Source organism: Actinosynnema sp. NPDC091369, from assembly GCF_044757065.1.
GTDB lineage: Bacteria > Actinomycetota > Actinomycetes > Mycobacteriales > Pseudonocardiaceae > Actinosynnema.
This window is the reverse complement of the sequence record NZ_JBIVUG010000003.1, coordinates 269220-288223: the sequence shown is the minus strand read 5'-3', so window position 1 is coordinate 288223 and position 19004 is coordinate 269220. Positions and strand designations below refer to the sequence as shown.

The following is a 19004-nucleotide window of genomic DNA, read 5'->3' as shown; positions in this document are numbered from 1 at the left end:
GCTCAGGACAAGATCCGCTGTTCTGAGTGTTGAATTCAGGTGTCCTGAACGTAGGACTCTCGCGGCTTGAACGTAGGACTCTCGCGGGTTAGTCGTCCCAGCGGAAGATGCGGGCGGCGATGAAGCCCACGACGAGGGTGAAGGCGATCAGGACGGCGGAGGGCAGCAGGAGGGCCTCGACGCCCTTGCCCCGCACCAGCACGTCCAGCATGCCGTCGTTCATGTGGCGCAACGGGAAGACGTTCGACACGGTCTGGAGCCACGCGGGCGCGTTCTCCACCGGGAAGAACGTGCCCGACAGGAACGCCATCGGCATGATCACGATGTTCGCCGCGCCCGACGCCGCCTCCTCCGTCTTGCAGAACGCGCCCACCAGCATCCCGACCGCGAAGAACGCCGTCGTGCCCAGCACCAGCAACGGCAGCGCCAGGTACCACTGACCGGTCAGCTTCAACCCGAACACCGGCAGCAGCGCCACCGCCACGAACACCACGCCCTGCGCCACCGCCGTGCCGATGCTCACCAGCACCCGCGACGTGAGCACGGTCGTCGTGCTCACCGGAGCCAGCCGGATCCGCCGCAGCACCTGCTTCTTGCGCCACGACACCATCGTCAGCGCCGAGCCGAACACGCCGGAGATCGAGATCGCCCACGACAGGATGCCCGGCGTCAGGTACTGGATCGGCTTGAGCGACGCGTCCTCCACCGACCGCGTCTCCAGCGTGAACCGCGGCGGCACGTCCGCCGCACCCAGGTTGATCTTGTCGACCACCCCGGACACGATGCCCAGCACGGTGCCCGCCGCGACCTGGTCGCTCGCCGCGTAGATCAGCTCCACGCGGTCACCCGACACCACCACGGCCGCGGGCAGGTCGCCGTCGTCCACCTTCTGCCGCGCGCTCGCGACGTCACCGTGCTTCTCCAGCTCGATCGCGCCGGTCTGCTCCAACGTCGTCAGCACGGGCCCGTCGCCCACCGCCGCGATCTTGGTCTTGTCGCTGCCCGAGTCACCGAGCAGCAGCCCGAACACCACCAGGAACATCAGCGGGAACAGGAACACGAAGAACAACGTCATCTTGTCCCGCAGGAAGCCCTTGACCATGGCCGCCGACAGGCTCCGGAACGCGGTCACGCGCGGTACTCCCGTCCGGTCAGGTCGAGGAAGACGTCCTCCAGCGTGGCCGTGCGCACCTGCAACCCGTCCAGCGTGCCGCGTTCGGCGAGCGCCGACAGCACCGGCGCGGGCTTGCGGGTGGAGATGGTCAACGACACCTCGTCCTCGTGCGCGTCCTCGACCCCGGTGATGCCGCGCGCCGCCTCACGCGTCAGCAACCCCTTCTGCAGCACCACGTGCGTGGGCGCGTCGAGGCCGCGCACCAGCGTCGCGGGCGCGTCCATCGCGAGGATCCGGCCCCGGTCCATGATCGCCACGCGGTCGCACAGGATCTCGGCCTCGTCGAGGTAGTGGGTCGTGTAGACGATGGTCTTGCCCCGGGCCTGGATCGCCCGCAGCACGTCCCACAGGTTGCGCCGCGCCTGCGGGTCCAGCGCCGCGGTCGGCTCGTCCAGGAAGACGAGGTCCGGGTCGTGGACGAGGGCGCACGCGATCGACAGCCGCTGCCGCTGGCCGCCGGAGAGCTTGTTCTCCTGCACGTCGGCCTTGTCGGACAGGCCGACGAGCTCCAGCATCTCGTCGGCCCTGCGCCGGCTCACGCCGTACAGCGAGCCGAACGTCTGGAGCTGCTCGCGCGCGGTCAGCTTCTCGAAGAAGCTGGACGCCTGGAGCTGCACGCCGATGCGCGGCAGCAGCTTCGGGTTGCGCGGCCACGGCTGCTCGCCCAGCAGCGTCACCTGGCCGCCGTCGGCCTGGCGCAGGCCCTCGACGATCTCCAGCGTGGTGGTCTTCCCCGCGCCGTTCGGCCCGAGGATGCCGAAGAACTCCCCCTCGGCGACGGTGAACGAAACGCCGTCCACCGCCTTCAGCTCGCCGTAGCTCTTTCTGATGTCGGCTACCACGACGGCCGGTATGCGTGCCCCAGTCATGGCTGGACGGTATGCGGTCGCGAGGGCCGGCGGCGACACTTCGAACGGTTCGCGACGGAAGTAAAAGACGATCGAGACTTTCGGCCGACCTGCTGGTAGCTGTGCGCGCGGAGCCGATTACGAGACGTGCTCACCTGTGCTGGGAGACGGTGGCGCGGCCGTCGGCCCGGTCGCCCACGTCGCCTCCGCGGGGTCGGCGGTCAGGGTGTGCTCCAGGTGCGCGCCGTCGAGGCGGTCGAGGTTCAGGTACGCCCTGTCCCACGGCTGCGAGTCGACCCGGAGCGAGCGCACGTACCGGAGCTTCGCCGGGTCCGCGCCCTCCGCCGTGATCGTGAGGTCGCGGCCGCTCTCCAGGTGGACCACCGCCCGGCCGAACCGGGGCGCGTTCAGCACGAAGTCGCCCGTGCCCGGCATCACCGGGTACAGGCCCAGGGCGCTGAACACGTACCAGGCCGACATCTGCCCCAGGTCGTCGTTGCCGGTCACGCCGTTGGGCGCGTCGACGAACAACGTCTGCGCCGCCCGCACCACCGCCGACGTCTTCCACGGCTGCCCCACCAGCGCGTACATCCACGGCACGTGCAGGTCCGGCTCGTTGTTGGGGTTGTAGCGGTACTGGTTGTAGTAGTTGTAGGGCCCGACAACCCACTTCTCGCGCACGGCCCGCGCCGGGTCGGCCACCAGGTCCGGGTAGGCGAAGAAGTCGTCCAGCCGGGCCAGGGCCGCGTCCCGGCCGCCGAGCAGCGCCACGAGGCCGGGCACGTCCTGCTGCGCCAGCCACTGGTACTGCCACGCCGTGCCCTCGTGGAAGCCGTCGGGGCCCTGGGGGTTGAACGGCGCCAGCCACCGGCCGCCGCCCACCTTCGGCCGGGGGAAGCCGGTGAACCCGCGGTCGGACACCGTGCCGTCCCACAGCACCCGGTAGTTCAGGCCGCGGCGGCGCAGGACCTCGGCGTCGTCCTCGTGGCCCAGTTCGCGCGCCATGATCCGCAGCGCGGCGTCCGCCAGCGCGTACTCCAGCGTCGCCGACGCGCCGTGGTGCGGGTCGACGTCCTGCCCCTTCTTGCGGAAGCCCTTGTCGTACTGCACGAAACCGTCGCGGAGGTAGGACGGGTTGCCCGCCCGGCCCTCGAACGGCGACGACGCCGGCGGCACGCCGGTCGCGTTCTGCCACAGCGCCGCGTAGGCGCGCTCCTCCAGGCCCGCCAGCGCGCCGAACCGCCACAGGTCGACCAGGAACGGCGTGACCGGGTCGCCGGTCATCGTGTTGGTCTCCTGGTTGGCGTACGCCCACCGGGGCAGCCACCCGCCCTGCTCGTGGATCGCCAGCACCGACCGCGCGATGTCCTTGGCCCGCGACGGCCGCAGCAGCGCCAACAGCTGGTTGTGCGCCCGGTAGGTGTCCCACAGCGAGTAGAACTCGTGGTAGGTCCAGCCGTCCGCGGTGTGCACCCGGTCGTCGAACCCCCGGTACCGGCCGTCCACGTCGTTGCCCGTCAACGGTTGCAGCAGCACGTGGTACAGCGCGGTGTAGAACACCGTGCGGTCCTCGCCCTCCGAGGACGTCTCGACGCACGACAGCTCCCGCCGCCACGCCTCCTGAGCCGCCGCGCGCAGCTCGTCGAACGACTTCCCCCGCGCCTCGCCGAGGTTCTTCGTCGCGCCGTCCGCGTCCACGTGGGAGATCGCGGTCGCCGCGGTGACCGGGCCGTCCTCGAACGTCACCCACTGGCCCCGCAGCCCCGCACCGCCCTCCGCGCCGCCCCAGTTGCCGGTCTCGCGGAACGGCCGGTCGAACGTCGTGGTGAAGTACGTGGTGTACGGCTTGCCGCCGCAGAACGCCTGCGCCACCACGGTCCCGGCCACGGTCCGGTCGTCCACCACCCGCACGCTGCCGGCGAACACCGGCTCGCCGTCGTTCGCCTGCCCCACGTTCACCAGCACGTGCGGCGTCGCCCCGGCCGGGAACGAGAACCGCTCCACGCCCGCGCGGGTCGTCGCCGTCGTCTCCACCGTGATGCCGGACGCGAGCCGCACGCGGTAGTAACCGGGTTTGCCGACCTCGCCCTCGTGCGTGTACGCCGCGCCGTACGCGCGGTGGTCGAAGGTGCGCGGCAGGCCCGTGGTCGGCAGGATCGACACCAGCCCGCCCTGCTCCGAGCACCCCGCGCCGGACAGGAAGAAGTGCCCGAACCCGCGGATCAGGGGGTCGTCGTAGCGGTACCCGGCGTAGTGCGAGCCGATCGGGCTCGAGTGGGCCATGCCGAACGGCATCGACGCGCCGGGGAACGTGTTCCCGTCGTCCTTCGTGCCGATGAACGTGTTCACCGACTCCACCGGGTCAGCAGTCACCCGATCCACCATAGGGTCAGCCGACCGCGATGGCGAACACGTGGAACGTCCCGCCGGCCACCGTCGCGGGCAGCGTCACCGACCGGACCTGCCTGTCCGCCCGCAACGGGATCGGCGCGGTCGCGAACACGTGCACCTCGAGCTCCTGCGGCTCCCCGCCGGAGTTGTTGCGGTACGGCGTGGTGACCACGACCCGGTTGTCGAACGACGGCGGGTTCGCCGCGCCGCCCAGCGCCCAGTCGGAGAACCCGACCTCGGCGGTCTGCGTGCTGCCGTCGGTGTAGGTGACGGTGAGCGTGCCGGACGTCTTGCCGTTGCCGCCCGCGCCCAGCAGCCCGAGCTTGGTCGCGCCCGCCGGCGCGGTGATCGTGATCGTCTCGCCGGAGGCGTTGACGTTCTCCGCCTCGCCGGGCGGCGACGTCGGCCACGAGTAGGTCAGGCCGTCGGAGGTGACCGTGCCGCCCGGCGTCACGCCCGCCTCGGCCAGCGCGTCGCGCGAGTAGCTCCACCCGCCGCCGTCGAAGTTGCCCGCGGCCGGGTCGTCGTCCGGTGACGTGCCGACGTTGTCGAACGCCGCGCGCAGGCTGCCCGGTTCCGCCACCAGCACCGAGACCGCGGACCGCTGCCCGTTGGAGAACGTCAGCGGCACGCGGTGGGTCCGCTCGGCCGCGTCCGCCGCGACCGCGACGGTGACCTCGGTGCCCGCCTTCGCCAGCGCCGGGACCGTCACCGTGCCGGAGGACGGGGTGAGCGTGATCCCCGCCGGGGGTTGCGCGGTCCACGACACCTTGCCGCCGTCACCGGAGAAGTCCTGCGCCCCGATGGTCACCGTGCCGCTGCCGCCCGCGGGCAGCACCAGCCGCCCGGGGTCCACGAACGCCTGCTGCCCCACCTCGCCGTCCCGGAACGACGGCGGCGCGTCGGCCGGGCCCGTGCCCCAGGCGGTCGGCGCACCGGACAGCGCGAACTCCACCGTGCCGCCGTTGGCCACCAGCGACTCGGGCAGCCACGTGCGGGTCTGGCTGCGGCCGTTCAGCTTCAGGTCCGCCACGTACGTGCCGCTGCCGGACGCCTTGACCACGATCGGCGCGCCGTTCGGGCGGGTGATCACGACCTCGGGGAACAGCGGGCTGTTGACCACCAGCTCGGCCCGGCCGGGGATGACCGGGTACATGCCCAGCGCCGCCCACACGTACCAGGACGACATCTGGCCGAGGTCGTCGTTGCCCATCAACCCGTCCGGTCCCGGGCCGAACAGCTCGGTGACCGCGCGCCGCGTCACGGCCGCCGTCCTCGCGGGCGCGCCGGCCCAGTTGTAGAGCCACAGCGAGTGCATGATCGGTTCGTTGCCGAGGAACGCGTACGGCTCGTCCGGGCCCGCGTTCAGCTTGGTGAAGAAGGTGTCGAGCCGGTCGCGGGCGTTCGCGTCACCGCCCATCGCGGAGAACAGGCCGCGCACGTTGTAGGGCACCATCCACGTGTACTGGGCCGCGTTGCCCTCGACCCAGTTGTCCGGGCTGCCCGGCTTGAACGGTTCCACGTACGAGCCGTCCCGGTTGCGCGGCTGGGTGTGGGCGGTGGCCGGGTTGAAGGTGTTCTGCCAGTACTGGGCGCGGGCCATGAACGTCCGCCAGACCGCGCCGTCGCCCAGCCGGCGGGCGAGGTCGGCGATGGCGAAGTCGGCCGTCGTGTACTCCAGCGTGGTCGCGGGCGCGCCCCACACGTTGCGCGCCCCGACCGGCACGTAGCCGAGGTCCAGGTACTCGGTCAGGCCGGGGCGCTCCTCGTAGCCCTGGGTCGGTTGGGTTGCGCCGCGCAGCATCAGCAGCAGTGCCTTGCGCGCGTCGAAGTCCCTGGCCCCGAAGGCGTACGCGCTCGCCACCATCACGTGGTACGGGTCGCCGACCATCACGCCGGTGTAGCCGTTGGCCACCGTCCAGCGGTCCCACGCGCCGCCCTGCTCGGCGAAGGCCACCATCGAGCGGACCATGTCCGAGGCTTCCGCGGGCGCGAGGAGCGACAGCAGCTGCATCTCCGAGCGGTAGACGTCCCAGCCGGAGAAGTTCGTGTAGACGGCGTGGCCGTGCTCGGCGGTGTGCACGCGACCGTCGAAGCCCGGGTAGCGGCCGTCGGTGTCGGAGAAGACGTTGGGCTGCAACAGGGAGTGGTACAGCGCGGTGTAGAACGTGGTGCGCTGGGCATCCGTGCCGCCGGTGACCTTCACCTGGTTGAGCCGGTCGTTCCACGCACCGCGCGCGGCGGCGTGCACGGCGTCGAACGACCTGCCCGAGTTCTCGGCCGCCAGGTTCTTCTTCGCGCCGTCGACCGACACGAACGACAGGCCGACGCGCATCGTCACGTCCGGGTCGTCGAACGTGACCCAGCCGCCGGTGCCCGGACCCGACACCGTGGTGTCGTCGGTGGCGACCTCGCGCTCGCCCTGCGCCCGCGCGGTCTTCGGCGCGTCGCCGAGCCCTTCGCGGACGCCGGAGCCACCCCGCTCGGTCGACCGGCCGGGCGTGACCGCGCCGTTGCGCCAGGTGCCGACGGACGCGAACGGCCGGTCGAACTCGGCGTGGAAGTAGACCCGGTAGCGGTGGTCCGCGCCGCAGAACCGGCCGCTGGTGGCCCAGCCGCTGAGGGTGTCCGCGCCGATGGTGATCTCGGCGTCGTCCGTGCCCGAGATCGAGCCCGAGGTGTTGACCAGCAGCGTGGACGGCTGCCCGCCGGGGTAGGCGAACCGGCCGACGCCGGTGCGCTGCGTGACGGTCAGCTCGACCTTCGTCCCGCTGTCGAGCGTCACCCCGTAGTAGCCGGGGGACGCGGTCTCGTGCTCGTGCGAGAACGTCGAGACGTACCGGTCGGGGTCGGTCGCCGGGGACGTGGTCACCTCGCCGACGAACGGCGTGATCGGGATGTCCTGGTAGGTCGAGCAGCCCGCGCCGGACAGGTGCGTGAGGCTGAAGCCCCGGATGCGGTCGTCGGCGTAGGCGTAGCCGCCGTGCTGGCGGGTCACCGTGTCCGGGCTCCACTGCACCATGCCGAACGGCACGTCCGCGCCGGGGAAGTTGTTGCCCGCGCCGCCGCCCGTGCCGTGGTCCGGGCCACCCGGCTGGGTGCCGACGAACGGGTTCACCCACCTGGCCAGGTCCTCCACCTGCGCCTCCCCTGCCGCCGGGTGGACCACCGCCAGTGCCGCCGAGAGCGCCACCGCCGCTGCGAGAGCAAGGGTTGTCCGCACGAGTCGCCTCCCGGTGACAACGCTGTCCATGAACGATCCGTAGTCACATACTCGCGGAGAGTACGGGTGCGCCGTCAACCCCGGTAACCGGGATGTCCGGTTCGGGACAGGCCCGACCGTTGACATCCGTGAACACGGGGTGTGTGATTCGCGCACTATGACAACGTTGTCCCCGAACGGTGCGGCAGGCGCCCGCAAGGTGCGGCGTGCCACGATGAACGACGTGGCACGGCTGGCGGGCGTCAGCATCAAGACCGTCTCGCGCGTGGTGAACGACGAGGCGGGCGTGCACCCGGCGACCGCCGAGCGCGTGCTCGCGGCGATCGACCAGCTCGGCTTCCGGCGCAACCTCAGCGCCCGCAACCTGCGCCGCGGCTCGTCCACCGGCACCGTCGGGCTGGTTTTGGAGGACGTCGGCAACCCGTTCTACTCGGGCGTGACCCGGGCGGTCGAGGAGGTCGCGCGGCTGCGCGGCCGGCAGGTGATCACCGGCTCGTCCGACGAGGACCCGGCGCGGGAGCGCGAGCTGTCGCTGGAGTTCTGCTCGCGGCGGGTGGACGGCCTGCTGATCGTGCCCGCCGGGTTGCAGCACGGGTACCTGGTGCCGGAGATGCGCGCGGGCACGCCGGTGGTGTTCCTGGACCGGCCGGCCGGTGACGTGGTCGCCGACACCGTGCTGGTGGACAACATCGGCGGCACCGCCGAGGCGGTCGCGCACCTGGCGTCGTTCGGGCACCGGCGGATCGCGTTCCTGGGCGACGCGCCCGACATCTTCACCGCCAACGAGCGCCTGCGCGGCTACCGCGAAGGCTGCGTCCGGGCCGGCATCGGCTACCACGAGTCGCTGGTGGTGATGGGCCCGCACGACGAGGAGTCGGTGCGCAAGGCGTTGCAGGGGTTGCGGAACGCCGCCGACCCGGCGACCGCCGTGGTGACGGGCAACAACCGGATCACCGTGCACGCCGTGCGCGCGTTGGCGGGCAGCACCTCGCGGCCCGCGCTCGTGGGCTTCGACGACTTCGAGCTGGCCGACCTGCTGTCCCCGCCGGTGACCGTGATCGCGCACGACGCGAGCGCGCTCGGCAAGGCAGCGGCGGACCTGCTCTTCGCCCGACTGGACGGCGACGGCTCCCCACCGCGCCGCGTCGTCCTGCCGGTCCGGTTGGTGGCCCGTGGATCAGGAGAGGTACGCGCATGAGTTCCGACACCCAGCCCGTCGCGCTGGAGGCCAACCAGCCCCGGCAGTTCTACCGGGGCGGTGCGGCCATCGCGGCGTTCCGGAGCCAGGACGAAGCCGACACCGGGCCCGAGGACTGGGTCGCGTCGACCACCACGCAGTTCGGCAAGGACGAGGCCGGGTTGACGCGGTTGCCGGACGGGCGGTGGTTGCGCGACGCGGTGGCGGCCGACCCGACGTCGTGGCTGGGCGCGGAGCACGCGGCGGAGTTCGGCGCGGACCCGGCGCTGCTGGTGAAGCTGCTCGACGCCGGGCAGCGGCTGCCGGTGCACTGCCACCCGTCCGACGCGTTCGCCTCCGCCCACCTGGGCTGCCGGCACGGCAAGACCGAGGCGTGGATCGTGATCGGCACGTCCGGCCCGGACCCGACGGTCTACATCGGGTTCCGCGAGGACGTGCCCGCCGCCGTCGCCGCCGAGTGGGTGTCCACCCAGGACTCCGCGGCCATGCTCGGCGCGCTGAACCCGGTCAAGGTCTCGCCCGGTGACACGGTGTTCGTGCCGGCCGGCGTGCCGCACGCGATCGGCGAGGGCGTGTTCATCGTGGAGCTCCAGCAGCCGACGGACTTCTCGGTCACGCTGGAGTGGCAGGGCTTCCTGGCCGACGCCGAGGCCGGGCACCTCGGCCTGGGCTACGACAAGGCGTTGGACTGCCTGGAGCGCCGCGCCCAGTCCCCCGCCGACCTGGTGCGCCGCACGCGGGCGCTCACCGGGCGGTCGGTGGACCTGTTCGACGCCCAGGCCGACCCGTTCTTCCGCGCCGACCGGCTGCACGTGTCGGGCTCGGCGGCGCTGGAGCCCTCGTTCGGCGTCTACGTGGTGCTGGAGGGGGCCGGCACGCTCGGTCCCGTCGCGGTGCACCGGGGCAGCACGGTGGTCGTGCCGCACGCGGCGGGCGAGGTCGAGGTGACCGGCGACGTGGTCGCCATCCGGTGCAGGCCGCCATCGGTGCCGAGGAGCTGAGAGGTGGACTTGCCGTTACTGGACGCACGGGAGTTGGTGAAGCACTACGGGAACGTGGAGGCGCTGCGCGGCGCCTCGTTCACCGCGGACGCGGGCGAGGTCGTCGCGCTCGTCGGTGACAACGGCGCGGGCAAGTCGACGCTGGTGAAGTGCCTGTCCGGGGTGGAGCGGCCGGACGCGGGCACGATCCTGCTCGACGGCGCGCCGGTCGTGCTGGACTCGCCGGTCGCCGCGCGGGCGCTCGGCATCGAGACGGTGTACCAGGACCTGGCCGTGGCGCCGGACCTGGACCCGGCCGCGAACCTGTTCCTGGGCCGGGAGCTGCGCCGCGGCGGCCTGCTCGGCCGGCTCGGCGTGCTGGACGAGCGGGAGATGCGGCGGCGGGCGGTCGCCTCGTTCCGCGACCTCGGGGTCGAGCTGCCGGACGTGGACGTGCCGATCGGCGCGTTGTCCGGCGGCCAGCGGCAGAGCGTCGCGGTGGCCCGGTCGGTGGTGTGGGCCGGCCGCGTGGTGTTCATGGACGAGCCGACCGCGGCGCTGGGCGTGGTGCAGCGCGGACGCGTGCTCGACGTGGTCCGGCGGGTCCGCGACCAGGGCATGGCGGTGGTGCTGATCAGCCACAACATGCCCGAGGTGCTGGCCGTGGCGGACCGGGTCGAGGTGCTGCGGCTCGGTCGGCGGGTGGCCCGGTTCGACGCGGCGGCCACCACGGTCGAGGAGCTGGTCGGCGCGATGACCGGCGCGTTGTCCCAGGAGGGCCCGTGACGGCCCGCGGCGCGGTGCGGCGGCTGTTCGGCGCGAACACGCTGTGGATCGCAGTGGTGCTGCTGGTGCTGGTCGCGGTCTTCGGCGCGTTGCGGCCGGACGCGGTGCTGACCGTGTTCACGTTGCAGACCACGCTGGTCGAGACGTCGGTGCTGCTGGTGCTGTCGGTCGGCATGACCTACGTGATCGTCACCGCCGGGATCGACCTGTCCGTCGGCTCGGTGCTGGTGTTCTCCGGCGTCACGTCCGCCATGGCGATGAACGCCCTGCACGGCGGCGACGCGACCACCGCCGGGTGGGGCGTGGTGCTCGTCGGGCTGCTGGTGGCGCTGGCGTCCGGCGCGGCGTGGGGCCTGCTGAACGGCGTGCTCATCGCCCGCGCGGGCCTCCCGCCGCTGATCGTGACGCTCGGGTCGTTCGGGGCGGCGCTCGGGGCCGGGCAGCTGATCTCGGACGGCTCCAACGTGGCGGGCGTGCCGGACGTGCTCGGCGACGGTCTGGGCACCGGTACCTGGTTCGGCGTGCCGAACCTCGTGCTGCTGGCCGCGGTGGTGACGGCGGTGGGCGCGCTGGTGCTCGGCACGACGGTGTTCGGCCGGCACACGTACGCGATCGGCTCCAACGAGGAGGCGGCCCGGCGGGCCGGCATCCCGGTGACCCGGCACCTGGTGCGGGTGTACCTGCTGGCCGGCGTGCTGGCGGGGCTGGCCGGGTTCATGGCGCTGGCCTACTTCCGGGTCGCGTCGATCACCGGGCACGACACCGACAACCTCAACGCCGTCGCCGCCGTGGTGCTCGGCGGCACCAGCCTGTTCGGCGGCGCGGGGTCGGTGGTGGGCACGGTGCTCGGGGTGTTCATCCCGGCCGTGCTGCGCAAGGGGTTCGTGATCGTCGGCGTGAACGTGTACTGGCAGCCGATCGCGGTCGCGCTGGTCCTGGTGGCGGCGGTGTGGTTCGACCAGTCGCGCAGGAAGGCTCGCGACAGGCGCTAAGGAGAGGGAGAACATGTCGTATCCGTCGGCGAAGCTGACAATCAGACGACAGACGGTTGCTCTTGTCTCGACAGCTTTGTTGCTCACCGCGTGCGGTGGTGGTGGGCAGATCGGCGACACCGGCGGCACGGGTGACGCCAAGAAGATGGTGCTGATCCCCGGTGTGGCCGCGGAGCCGTTCTACATCTCGATGGAGTGCGGTTTCCGCGAGGCGGCCTCGGCGGCGGGCTACTCGGTCGACGTGCAGGCGCCGGCGAAGTTCGACGCCACGTTGCAGACCCCGATCGTGACCGGCGTGCTGGCGAACAAGCCGGGCGCGGTGCTCATCGCGCCGACCGACGACAAGGCCATGGCCGGGCCGATGCGGCAGCTCAAGGACGCCGGCATCGAGGTCGTCGAGGTCGACACCGAGCTGGAGGACACCTCGGTGGCCGTGTCCACCATCTCGTCGGACAACGAACAGGGCGGGCGGCTGGCCGCGCGGACCCTGGCCGAGCTCGTCGGCGACAAAACCGGTTCGGTGCTCGTGCTGAACACGAAAGCGGGCACGTCGACCACGGACGCGCGTGCCGCCGGGTTCGAGGAGGAGATCAAGAAGTACCCGAACCTGAAGTACGTGGGCCGGCAGTACACCGACAACGAGCCGGACCAAGCGGCCTCGAAGGTGACCGCGACGCTGGCGGCCAACCCGGACCTGATCGGCGTGTTCGCGACCAACCTGAACACCGGCGAGGGCGCGGCGACCGGGTTGCGCAACGCGGGCCGGACCGGCGCGGTCAACCTGGTCGGGTTCGACGCGTCGCCCAAGCAGGTGGAGGACCTGCGGGCCGGGGTGGTGCAGGCCCTGATCGCGCAGGACCCGGCGACCATCGGCCGGACGGGCGTCGAGCAGGCCGTGGCGGCGCTGGAGGGCAAGCCGGTGGAGCGGGACGTGGAAACGGACCTGGTCGCGTTGACCAAGGCCGACATGGAGGCCAACTCGAAGTACTTCTACAAGCAGAGGTGCTGACGCCGGGTCGCGGTGGCCGGGCGCGGACCCCGGCCACCGGGCGTCACAGGTACTTGTTCGCCAGCTCCGAGTACTCCTTCTCCAGGTCGTCGGCCAGGTAGGCGACGTACGCCCACGGCACCTCGTGCACGTGGTCGCGCATGCCGAGCAGGTGGCGCTTCGCCCGCGGCGCGTCGTCGGCCAGGGCGAACGCCGCCGCGAACAGGTTGTGGGCCTGGAGGGAGCGCGGGTGGGGCTTGCTCGGGGTCGAGTCCCACTTGTCGGCCGCCGTGGCGATCTCCTCCCGGTGGCGGGTGAAGTAGCGCATCTTCAGCGTCGCGATCTTCAACGCCGACCGCGCCTGCACGGCGTCCTCGAACTGCTCCAGGAAGATCTCGAAGTGCGCCAGCGGCAGCATGGCCACCACCGGGTCGCCCGGCGGCGCGGCGTCGACGCTGCCCTGCGCGAACGCCATCATCTCCTCGGCCGACCCGCCCCACTTGGACGCCAGGATCTGCAACCGGGTCCAGTGCGCCGGGTAGAGCGTCGCGCACCGCGCCACGATCTCCCGCCACACCTCGTCCTTCTGGTCGCGGTCGACCTGCAACCCCAGGCCGGCGGTCTGCAACTGGGCCCACGGCACCGCGTCGCGCGGCAGGAGCTTCGCGGCCTCGTGCAGCGGGCCGACGGCCTTGCGGAGGGTGCCGAAGAAGACCTTGAACCGGTCCTTGCCGACGCTGTCGGCCCGGCCCGAGCCGCGGATCGCCCACGCCTCCCGGATGAACGCCGTGCCGGCCAGCAGCCACAGGTCCGGGTCGGTGTTGTTCTTGGCCAGCTCCAGCAGCTCGTCGGCGTGCCCGATGGCGTGCTCGCCGAGCACCTCGACCCGCAGCGCCCGCACCTCCGGCTCGTCACGGCACTCCGCGAGCACCGTGGTCGCCGCCCTCAGGTGGCCCGCGTCCATCTCCTCCGCCGCGATGTCCAGGATCGCGTCGTCGTAGGTGTGGTCCCGCACCACTTCGCGGGCGAGCGCGGCAGGCCGCTTCCTCCGGAAAATCCCCACTCCAGCGACCTTACTTTCCTCCGAGCCCGAGTGGCTTAAGTCTTTCGTAGAGCCGAACAGGGCCTTTCTGCGGTTGTCCCCCAGAGTACGTGCGCGGTCGACTGGAGACCTCGACGGAGGGGGAGATCCATGAGGGGGAGAACCGCCGCGGCCGTGATCGCGGGCCTGATCGGCTCGTTGTCGCCGGTGCACGCACAGGCCGAAACCGGACAAACCATCACCTGGTCGGCGTGCGCCGAGTACGAGGGGCTGGAGTGCGGCACGTTCCAGGCGCCGTTCGACTGGCGCACGCCGCACGACGGCCGCGAGATCACCATCGCGGTGAGCAGGCTGAAGCCGCGTGACGGCCGGGCCAAGGGGGTCGTGCTCACCAACCCGGGAGGTCCGGGCGCGCCGGGGCGCGCGCTGCCGCTGACCTACACCGGCCGGGCCAAGCTCGTCGACTCCATGGAGGTCATCGGCATCGACCCGCGCGGCACGGGCGCGAGCACGAACGTCACGTGCGGCGGGTACCAGTGGATCGGTCTCGCCGACCCGCGCGACCGCAGCCGGGCCAACACCGAGTTGCTCTACGACAGCGCCGAGCTGCAAGCGACCGCCTGCCGGACCCGTTCCGGCGAGTTCGGGAAGGTGGTCAACACCGAGCAGACCGTGCACGACCTGGACCTGCTGCGCCACCTGCTGGGCCGGGAGAAGGTGAACTGGATCGGCTACTCGGGCGGCACCTGGATGGGCGCGTACTACGCCACGTACTTCCCGGACCGGGTGGACAGGTTCGTGCTCGACTCGAACGCCGACTTCACCTCGACGTTCCAGGACATCTTCGACAACTTCGGCTACGCCGTCGAGCGCCGGTTCCGAACCGACTTCCTGCCCTGGGTGGCCAGGTACGACAGCGTCTACCACCTGGGCACGACCGCCGAGCAGGTCCGCCAGGTCTACGAGACGACCCGCGCGGAGCTGGCCGCGAACCCGGTGGTGCTGTCGGACGGCACGGTGGTCGACGGCGTCGTGCTGGACCTCGCCCTGGTCCGGGCCCAGTACAGCAAGCAGCAGTTCCCGGGCACGGCCGCGGCGCTGGCCTGGCTCGCCGAGCCGTCGGCGGTCTCGGCGGCGGTGGCGGCAGCGGTTCCGGCGGCGGTCTCGGCGGCGGCGTCGACCCGGTACCCGGACGCGTCCTCGGCCACCCTGTACGCCGTCACGTGCAACGACACGGAGTTCCGGCACAACCGCGCCACCCTGGCGGCGGAGGCCGAACGGCTGGGCGCGCGCTACCCGCTGTACGGCTACTACCAGCGGCTCGCGCCGTGCGCTTTCTGGGACCGGCCGCCGCTGGAGATGAAGAAGCCGACCGGCAAGGGCGTGCCGCCGGTGCTCATGGTGCAGTCGGAGCGCGACCCGGCGACGCCGCTGGAGGGTGCCGAGCGCGCCCACCGCAACTTCGCCGGTTCACGGCTGCTGACCGTGACCGACGAGGGCGACCACGGCATCTACGCCTTCGGCAACCCGTGCGTGGACGAGGTGGTGGAGGCGTTCATCGTGGACGGCGCGGTGCCGCCGCACGACCTGACCTGCCCGGGGATGCCCCTGCCCGACCCGACCGCGCCGACCACTGCCACTGCCTCAGCCGCCCCGCTGGTCGGCTGGCCGCTCTAGCCGGGTCCGGCCGGCCGGGCCCCACCGCTCCGGTCCCCGGTTCAGCCCCCGCTCGGTCCGGCGGCTAGAGCCCGCCGGCCTGCCGCCGGCGGGCGGCGTACACCCCGGCCTCGGTCCGGCGGTCGAAGCCGAGCTTGTGCAGCAGCGTGGAGACGTAGTTCTTGACCGTCTTCTCGGCCAGGAACAGCCGGTTCGCGATCTGCCGGTTGGTCAGGCCCTCGGCGATCAGGTCGAGGATCCGCCGCTCCTGCGGGCTCAACGACGCGTAGCGCGGGTCCTCGACCGGTCCGCCGCGCAGCCGTTGCAGCACGGTCGCGGTCACGCCGGAGTGCAGCAGGGAGCCGCCCGCGGCCAGCGTGCGGATCGCGGACACCAGGTCGTTGCCGGACACCTGCTTGAGCATGTACCCGGCCGCCCCCGCCATGATCGCCCCGAACAGCGCCTCGTCGTCGGAGTACGAGGTCAGCATCAGGCACGCGGGCGGCGGCTGGACCGTCGAGCGGATCTCCCGGCACACGGTCACGCCGTCGCCGTCGGGCAGCCGCACGTCGATCACGGCGACGTCGGGCCGGTGGAACGCGGCGGCGGACACGGCCGCCGCCGCGCTCTCCGCCTCGCCGACGACCTCGATGTCCGACTCGACCGCCAGCAACTGCTGCAGTCCCCGCCGCACGATCTCGTGGTCGTCCACCAGAAGCACCGAGATGGACATGGACCCCTCCCCTACACCGTCACCAACGGGACGGACCACGTCAGCGTCACACCCCTGCCCTCGGCCGACTCGACCTCGCAGGAACCGTCCCACCTCGCGGCGCGCGCCGCCATGTTCACCAGGCCGCCGGTGTGCCTGCCGCGGCCGGACGGCAGGCCGTCGCCGTCGTCGCGCACGACCAGCCGCAGGGTGGTCGCGGCCCGGTCGACCACCACCTCGACCTCGACCTTCTTCGCCGCCGCGTGCCGGGCGGCGTTGGCCAGCGCCTCGCGCAGCGTGGCCAGCAGGTCCGGCCGCACGTGGTCGGGCACCACCGAGTCGATCGGACCGTCCATGGCCAGCGACGGCTCGAAGCCGAGCAGCCGGGTCGACTCCTGCACCACCTTCATCAGCTGGGCGCGCAGGTCGGCGGCACCCGCGGGCGGCTCCTGCAACGAGAAGATGGTGCGCCGGATCTCCCGGATCGTCTGGTCGACCTCGGTGACGAAGTCGGCCAGCCGCTGCGCCACCATCGGCTGCTCCACCAGCCCGTTCATGCTCTGCAACCCCAGGCCGAGCCCGAACAGCCGCTGCACGACCAGGTCGTGCAGGTCGCGGGCGATGCGGTCGCGGTCCTCCAGCACGGCGAGCCGCCGTCCCGCACCGGTGGCCCGGGTGAACTCCAGGATCAGCGCCGCCTGCCGGGCGAACGACTCGACCAGCGCCACGTCCGAGGCGTCGAACGCCCGCTGCTCCCGCGCCCGCGCCACCATCAGCACGCCGAGCACCCGCTGTCCCGCGGCGAGCGGCACGAACACCACCGGGCCGATCCGGGCCTGGCCGGGCAGCCCGTCGAGCACCTTGGCCCTGCCGGTGTCGAACACCTCGCGGGCCGGGCCGCCCTGGCCGGACGCGCTGAACCCGCGCACCTCGCCGTCGACCACCCGCACGGCCAGCTCGCCCTGCACGTCGGGCAGCGCGAGCAGCGCGTTCACGCCGTCGGCGGCCAGCCGGGCGCGCACCGCGACCAGGCGCAGCGCGTCCCGGTCGGGGGTGCCGGTGAGCAGCGCGTTCGTCACCTCGTTGGACGCGCGCAGCCACACCTCGCGCTGCTGCGACTGGGCGTAGAGCCTGGCGTTCTCGATCGCGATGCCCGCCGCGGCGGCCACCGCGGTCACCACCTCGCGGTCGGCGCGGGTGAAGTCGGAGCCGTCGGCCTTGTCGCTGAGGTAGAGGTTGCCGAACACCGAGCCGCGCACGTGCACCGGCACGCCCAGGAAGCCCGGCCCGGTCGGGTCGAACGTCGGCGCCCCCGCGCCGGGCTCGTCGACCTCGGTGTCGTGGTGGCCGTCGTCGTGGGTGAACTCCAGCAGCTGCCGGTTCGGCCCGATCACGGCCAGCGCGCCGTACCGCGCGCCGACCAGGCCGCACGAGGACTCCACGGTCCGGCGCAGCACGTCGGGCAGCGACAGGTCGCTGGCCAGCGTCACGACCGCGCTCAGCAGCCGGTGCAGCCGCTCCTGCGAGCCGACGGCCTCGGCGGTGCGGTCGGTCAACTCGCGCAGCAGGCCGTCGAGCCGCGTCGCGGCGTTCGCGTCCGGGGATCCGGCCACCCGAGACCACCCTGAAGAGTCGGAGGTGTCGAGGTTAACGCGTCCGCCTAGGGGATGCGACGACCGGACAGCAGCTCCAGGTCGACCACCAGGAAGTGGTCGCCGCCGCCGTGCCCGCGCGAGGCCAGCGGCAGCCGGTGCAGCTCGGCCAGCCGCTCCCGCTCCTGCACCTCGGTGACGTGCCCGACCGCCATCACCGACCAGCCGCGGGACAGGTCGGGCGCGATGTCGTCGATCTGGAACGCCACGATCGTGTCACGGGCGACGAGCGTGGCGCTGCCGTCGGGCACGCGCAGCACGACGCACTCGCCGTCGAGCGCGAACACCACCGGGTGCACCACGGGCAGCGCCTTGTCGGTGTAGACCAGGCGGCCGATGGCGGCCGTGCCGAGCAGCTTCAGGCATTCCTCGCGGGACAGGACCTGAAGCCCAGCGGAGTCGTACATCGCACCTCTTCGTCATCCCCCAGTCGCCGGAATAACGTTCGGCTCTGTGATCGTCCTTGCCTAGAGTCGGAAGTCCCGGCTTCGACCTACCACCCGGATGGGGGATTTCCCGATGCGTCCGCTCGACGTGCCCGCGTTCCTGCGCCGCCTGGGCCTGGCCGACGCCGAACCGCCCGGGGTGGCCGCGCTGACCAGGCTGCACCGGGCGTTCGTCGAACGGGTGCCGTACGAGACGGTCGAGGTCCAGCTGGGCCGGTCGACCTCGATCGACCCGCTCGACTCGGTGGCCAGGGTGCTGGCGGGCGGCGGCGGGTACTGCTTCCACCTCAACGCGGCGTTCGGCGAGCTGCTGCGGGCGCTCGGCTACCGCGTCACCCGGCACCCCGGCGGCGTGCAGACGTCCGAGGACGTCGAGCCGGCCATCACCCGCAACCACCTCGCCCTCACCGTGCGCGACCTGCCCGACTCCGACGACGCCTGGTTGGTGGACGTCGGGCTGGGTGACGGCCTGCACTCCCCGTTGCCGCTGCGCGCCGGCGTCCACCAGCAGGGCCCGTTCACGTTCGAACTCGCGCCCTCGGAGGCCGCGCCGGGCGCGTGGCGGCTGCGGCACGACCCGCGCGGCAGCTTCTTCGCCATGCACTTCGCGCCGGACGCGGTCGGCATGGACCACTTCGCCGACCGGCACGTGCACCTGTCCACGTCACCCGAGTCGGGCTTCGTGCGCACGTTCAGCGCGCTGCGGGTCGACGGGCGGGGCTGGGACGTGCTGCGGGCGCTGACCCTGGCCCGGGTCGAGGGCACCACCACCAGGACCGTGCTGGACCGGCGGCCCGACTGGTTCGCCGCCCTGGCCGACGTCTACGGGCTGGTCGTGGCCGAAGCCGACCGCGACCCGTTGTGGCGCAAGGCGGTGTCCCAGCACGAGGCGCACCTGGCCGCGCGGGCCTAGCCG

The 19004-nt window shown here is 72.3% G+C and carries 15 protein-coding genes; 7 read left to right on the top strand and 8 right to left on the bottom strand.

Features of this window, described 5'->3' with window-relative positions; genetic code table 11:
- Positions 1–88: 88 nt before the first annotated feature.
- The 4 genes from ACIQMJ_RS13840 to ACIQMJ_RS13825 all read right to left on the bottom strand — a co-directional run bounded on the left by ACIQMJ_RS13840 (position 89) and on the right by ACIQMJ_RS13825 (position 7636).
- Positions 89–1132, bottom strand: a complete 1044-nt coding sequence (locus ACIQMJ_RS13840; protein WP_499761329.1) for an ABC transporter permease — start codon at positions 1130–1132, stop codon at positions 89–91.
- A complete protein-coding gene (locus ACIQMJ_RS13835; protein WP_499761328.1) occupies positions 1129–2043 on the bottom strand; it encodes an ABC transporter ATP-binding protein in 915 nt (304 codons plus the stop codon). The genes ACIQMJ_RS13840 and ACIQMJ_RS13835 overlap by 4 nt, the downstream gene beginning before the upstream one ends.
- Positions 2044–2160: 117 nt before the next feature.
- Entirely contained in the window at positions 2161–4407 is a 2247-nt protein-coding gene (locus tag ACIQMJ_RS13830) for a GH92 family glycosyl hydrolase (RefSeq protein ID WP_499761327.1), read from the bottom strand.
- A 4-nt stretch (positions 4408–4411) separates the two neighbouring features.
- Positions 4412–7636, bottom strand: a complete 3225-nt coding sequence (locus ACIQMJ_RS13825; RefSeq protein ID WP_499761326.1) for a GH92 family glycosyl hydrolase — start codon at positions 7634–7636, stop codon at positions 4412–4414.
- A 214-nt stretch (positions 7637–7850) separates the two neighbouring features.
- On the opposite strand from ACIQMJ_RS13825, the gene ACIQMJ_RS13820 reads away from it, so the two are divergent.
- From ACIQMJ_RS13820 to ACIQMJ_RS13800, 5 genes are read left to right on the top strand one after another with little or no spacing between them, the layout of a single operon-like run.
- Positions 7851–8834 carry a LacI family DNA-binding transcriptional regulator gene (locus tag ACIQMJ_RS13820; protein WP_499761325.1) on the top strand — a complete coding sequence of 328 codons (984 nt, stop codon included), beginning with the start codon at positions 7851–7853 and terminating at the stop codon, positions 8832–8834.
- On the top strand, positions 8831–9835 hold the full coding sequence (locus tag ACIQMJ_RS13815) for a class I mannose-6-phosphate isomerase (protein WP_499761324.1): 1005 nt from the start codon (positions 8831–8833) through the stop codon (positions 9833–9835). The genes ACIQMJ_RS13820 and ACIQMJ_RS13815 overlap by 4 nt, the downstream gene beginning before the upstream one ends.
- A 3-nt stretch (positions 9836–9838) precedes the next feature.
- Positions 9839–10600, top strand: coding sequence for an ATP-binding cassette domain-containing protein (locus ACIQMJ_RS13810; RefSeq protein ID WP_499761323.1), 762 nt, complete (start codon positions 9839–9841; stop codon positions 10598–10600).
- Complete coding sequence (locus ACIQMJ_RS13805) at positions 10597–11592, top strand: ABC transporter permease (protein ID WP_499761322.1); 996 nt, start codon at positions 10597–10599, stop codon at positions 11590–11592. Before ACIQMJ_RS13810 ends, ACIQMJ_RS13805 begins: the two co-directional genes overlap by 4 nt.
- A 13-nt stretch (positions 11593–11605) precedes the next feature.
- Entirely contained in the window at positions 11606–12601 is a 996-nt protein-coding gene (locus ACIQMJ_RS13800) for an ABC transporter substrate-binding protein (RefSeq protein WP_499761321.1), read from the top strand.
- A 43-nt stretch (positions 12602–12644) separates the two neighbouring features.
- On the opposite strand, the gene ACIQMJ_RS13795 is transcribed toward ACIQMJ_RS13800, so the two are convergent.
- Positions 12645–13643, bottom strand: coding sequence for a hypothetical protein (locus ACIQMJ_RS13795; protein WP_499761320.1), 999 nt, complete (start codon positions 13641–13643; stop codon positions 12645–12647).
- A gap of 129 nt (positions 13644–13772) precedes the next feature.
- On the opposite strand from ACIQMJ_RS13795, the gene ACIQMJ_RS13790 reads away from it, so the two are divergent.
- Positions 13773–15299, top strand: coding sequence for an alpha/beta hydrolase (locus ACIQMJ_RS13790; RefSeq protein WP_499761319.1), 1527 nt, complete (start codon positions 13773–13775; stop codon positions 15297–15299).
- A gap of 64 nt (positions 15300–15363) precedes the next feature.
- Here the strand turns inward: ACIQMJ_RS13790 and ACIQMJ_RS13785 are convergent, their stop codons facing one another.
- The 3 genes from ACIQMJ_RS13785 to ACIQMJ_RS13775 are packed head-to-tail and all read right to left on the bottom strand — an operon-like array spanning position 15364 to position 18049.
- Positions 15364–16011 (bottom strand): response regulator, encoded by a 648-nt coding sequence (locus ACIQMJ_RS13785; protein ID WP_499761318.1) that lies wholly within the window; start codon positions 16009–16011, stop codon positions 15364–15366.
- An 11-nt stretch (positions 16012–16022) separates the two neighbouring features.
- On the bottom strand, positions 16023–17603 hold the full coding sequence (locus ACIQMJ_RS13780; protein WP_499761317.1) for a sensor histidine kinase: 1581 nt from the start codon (positions 17601–17603) through the stop codon (positions 16023–16025).
- Positions 17604–17650: 47 nt separating this feature from the next.
- Positions 17651–18049 (bottom strand): pyridoxamine 5'-phosphate oxidase family protein, encoded by a 399-nt coding sequence (locus tag ACIQMJ_RS13775; RefSeq protein ID WP_499761316.1) that lies wholly within the window; start codon positions 18047–18049, stop codon positions 17651–17653.
- Positions 18050–18161: 112 nt separating this feature from the next.
- On the opposite strand from ACIQMJ_RS13775, the gene ACIQMJ_RS13770 reads away from it, so the two are divergent.
- Complete coding sequence (locus ACIQMJ_RS13770) at positions 18162–19001, top strand: arylamine N-acetyltransferase family protein (RefSeq protein WP_499761315.1); 840 nt, start codon at positions 18162–18164, stop codon at positions 18999–19001.
- Positions 19002–19004: the final 3 nt, after the last annotated feature.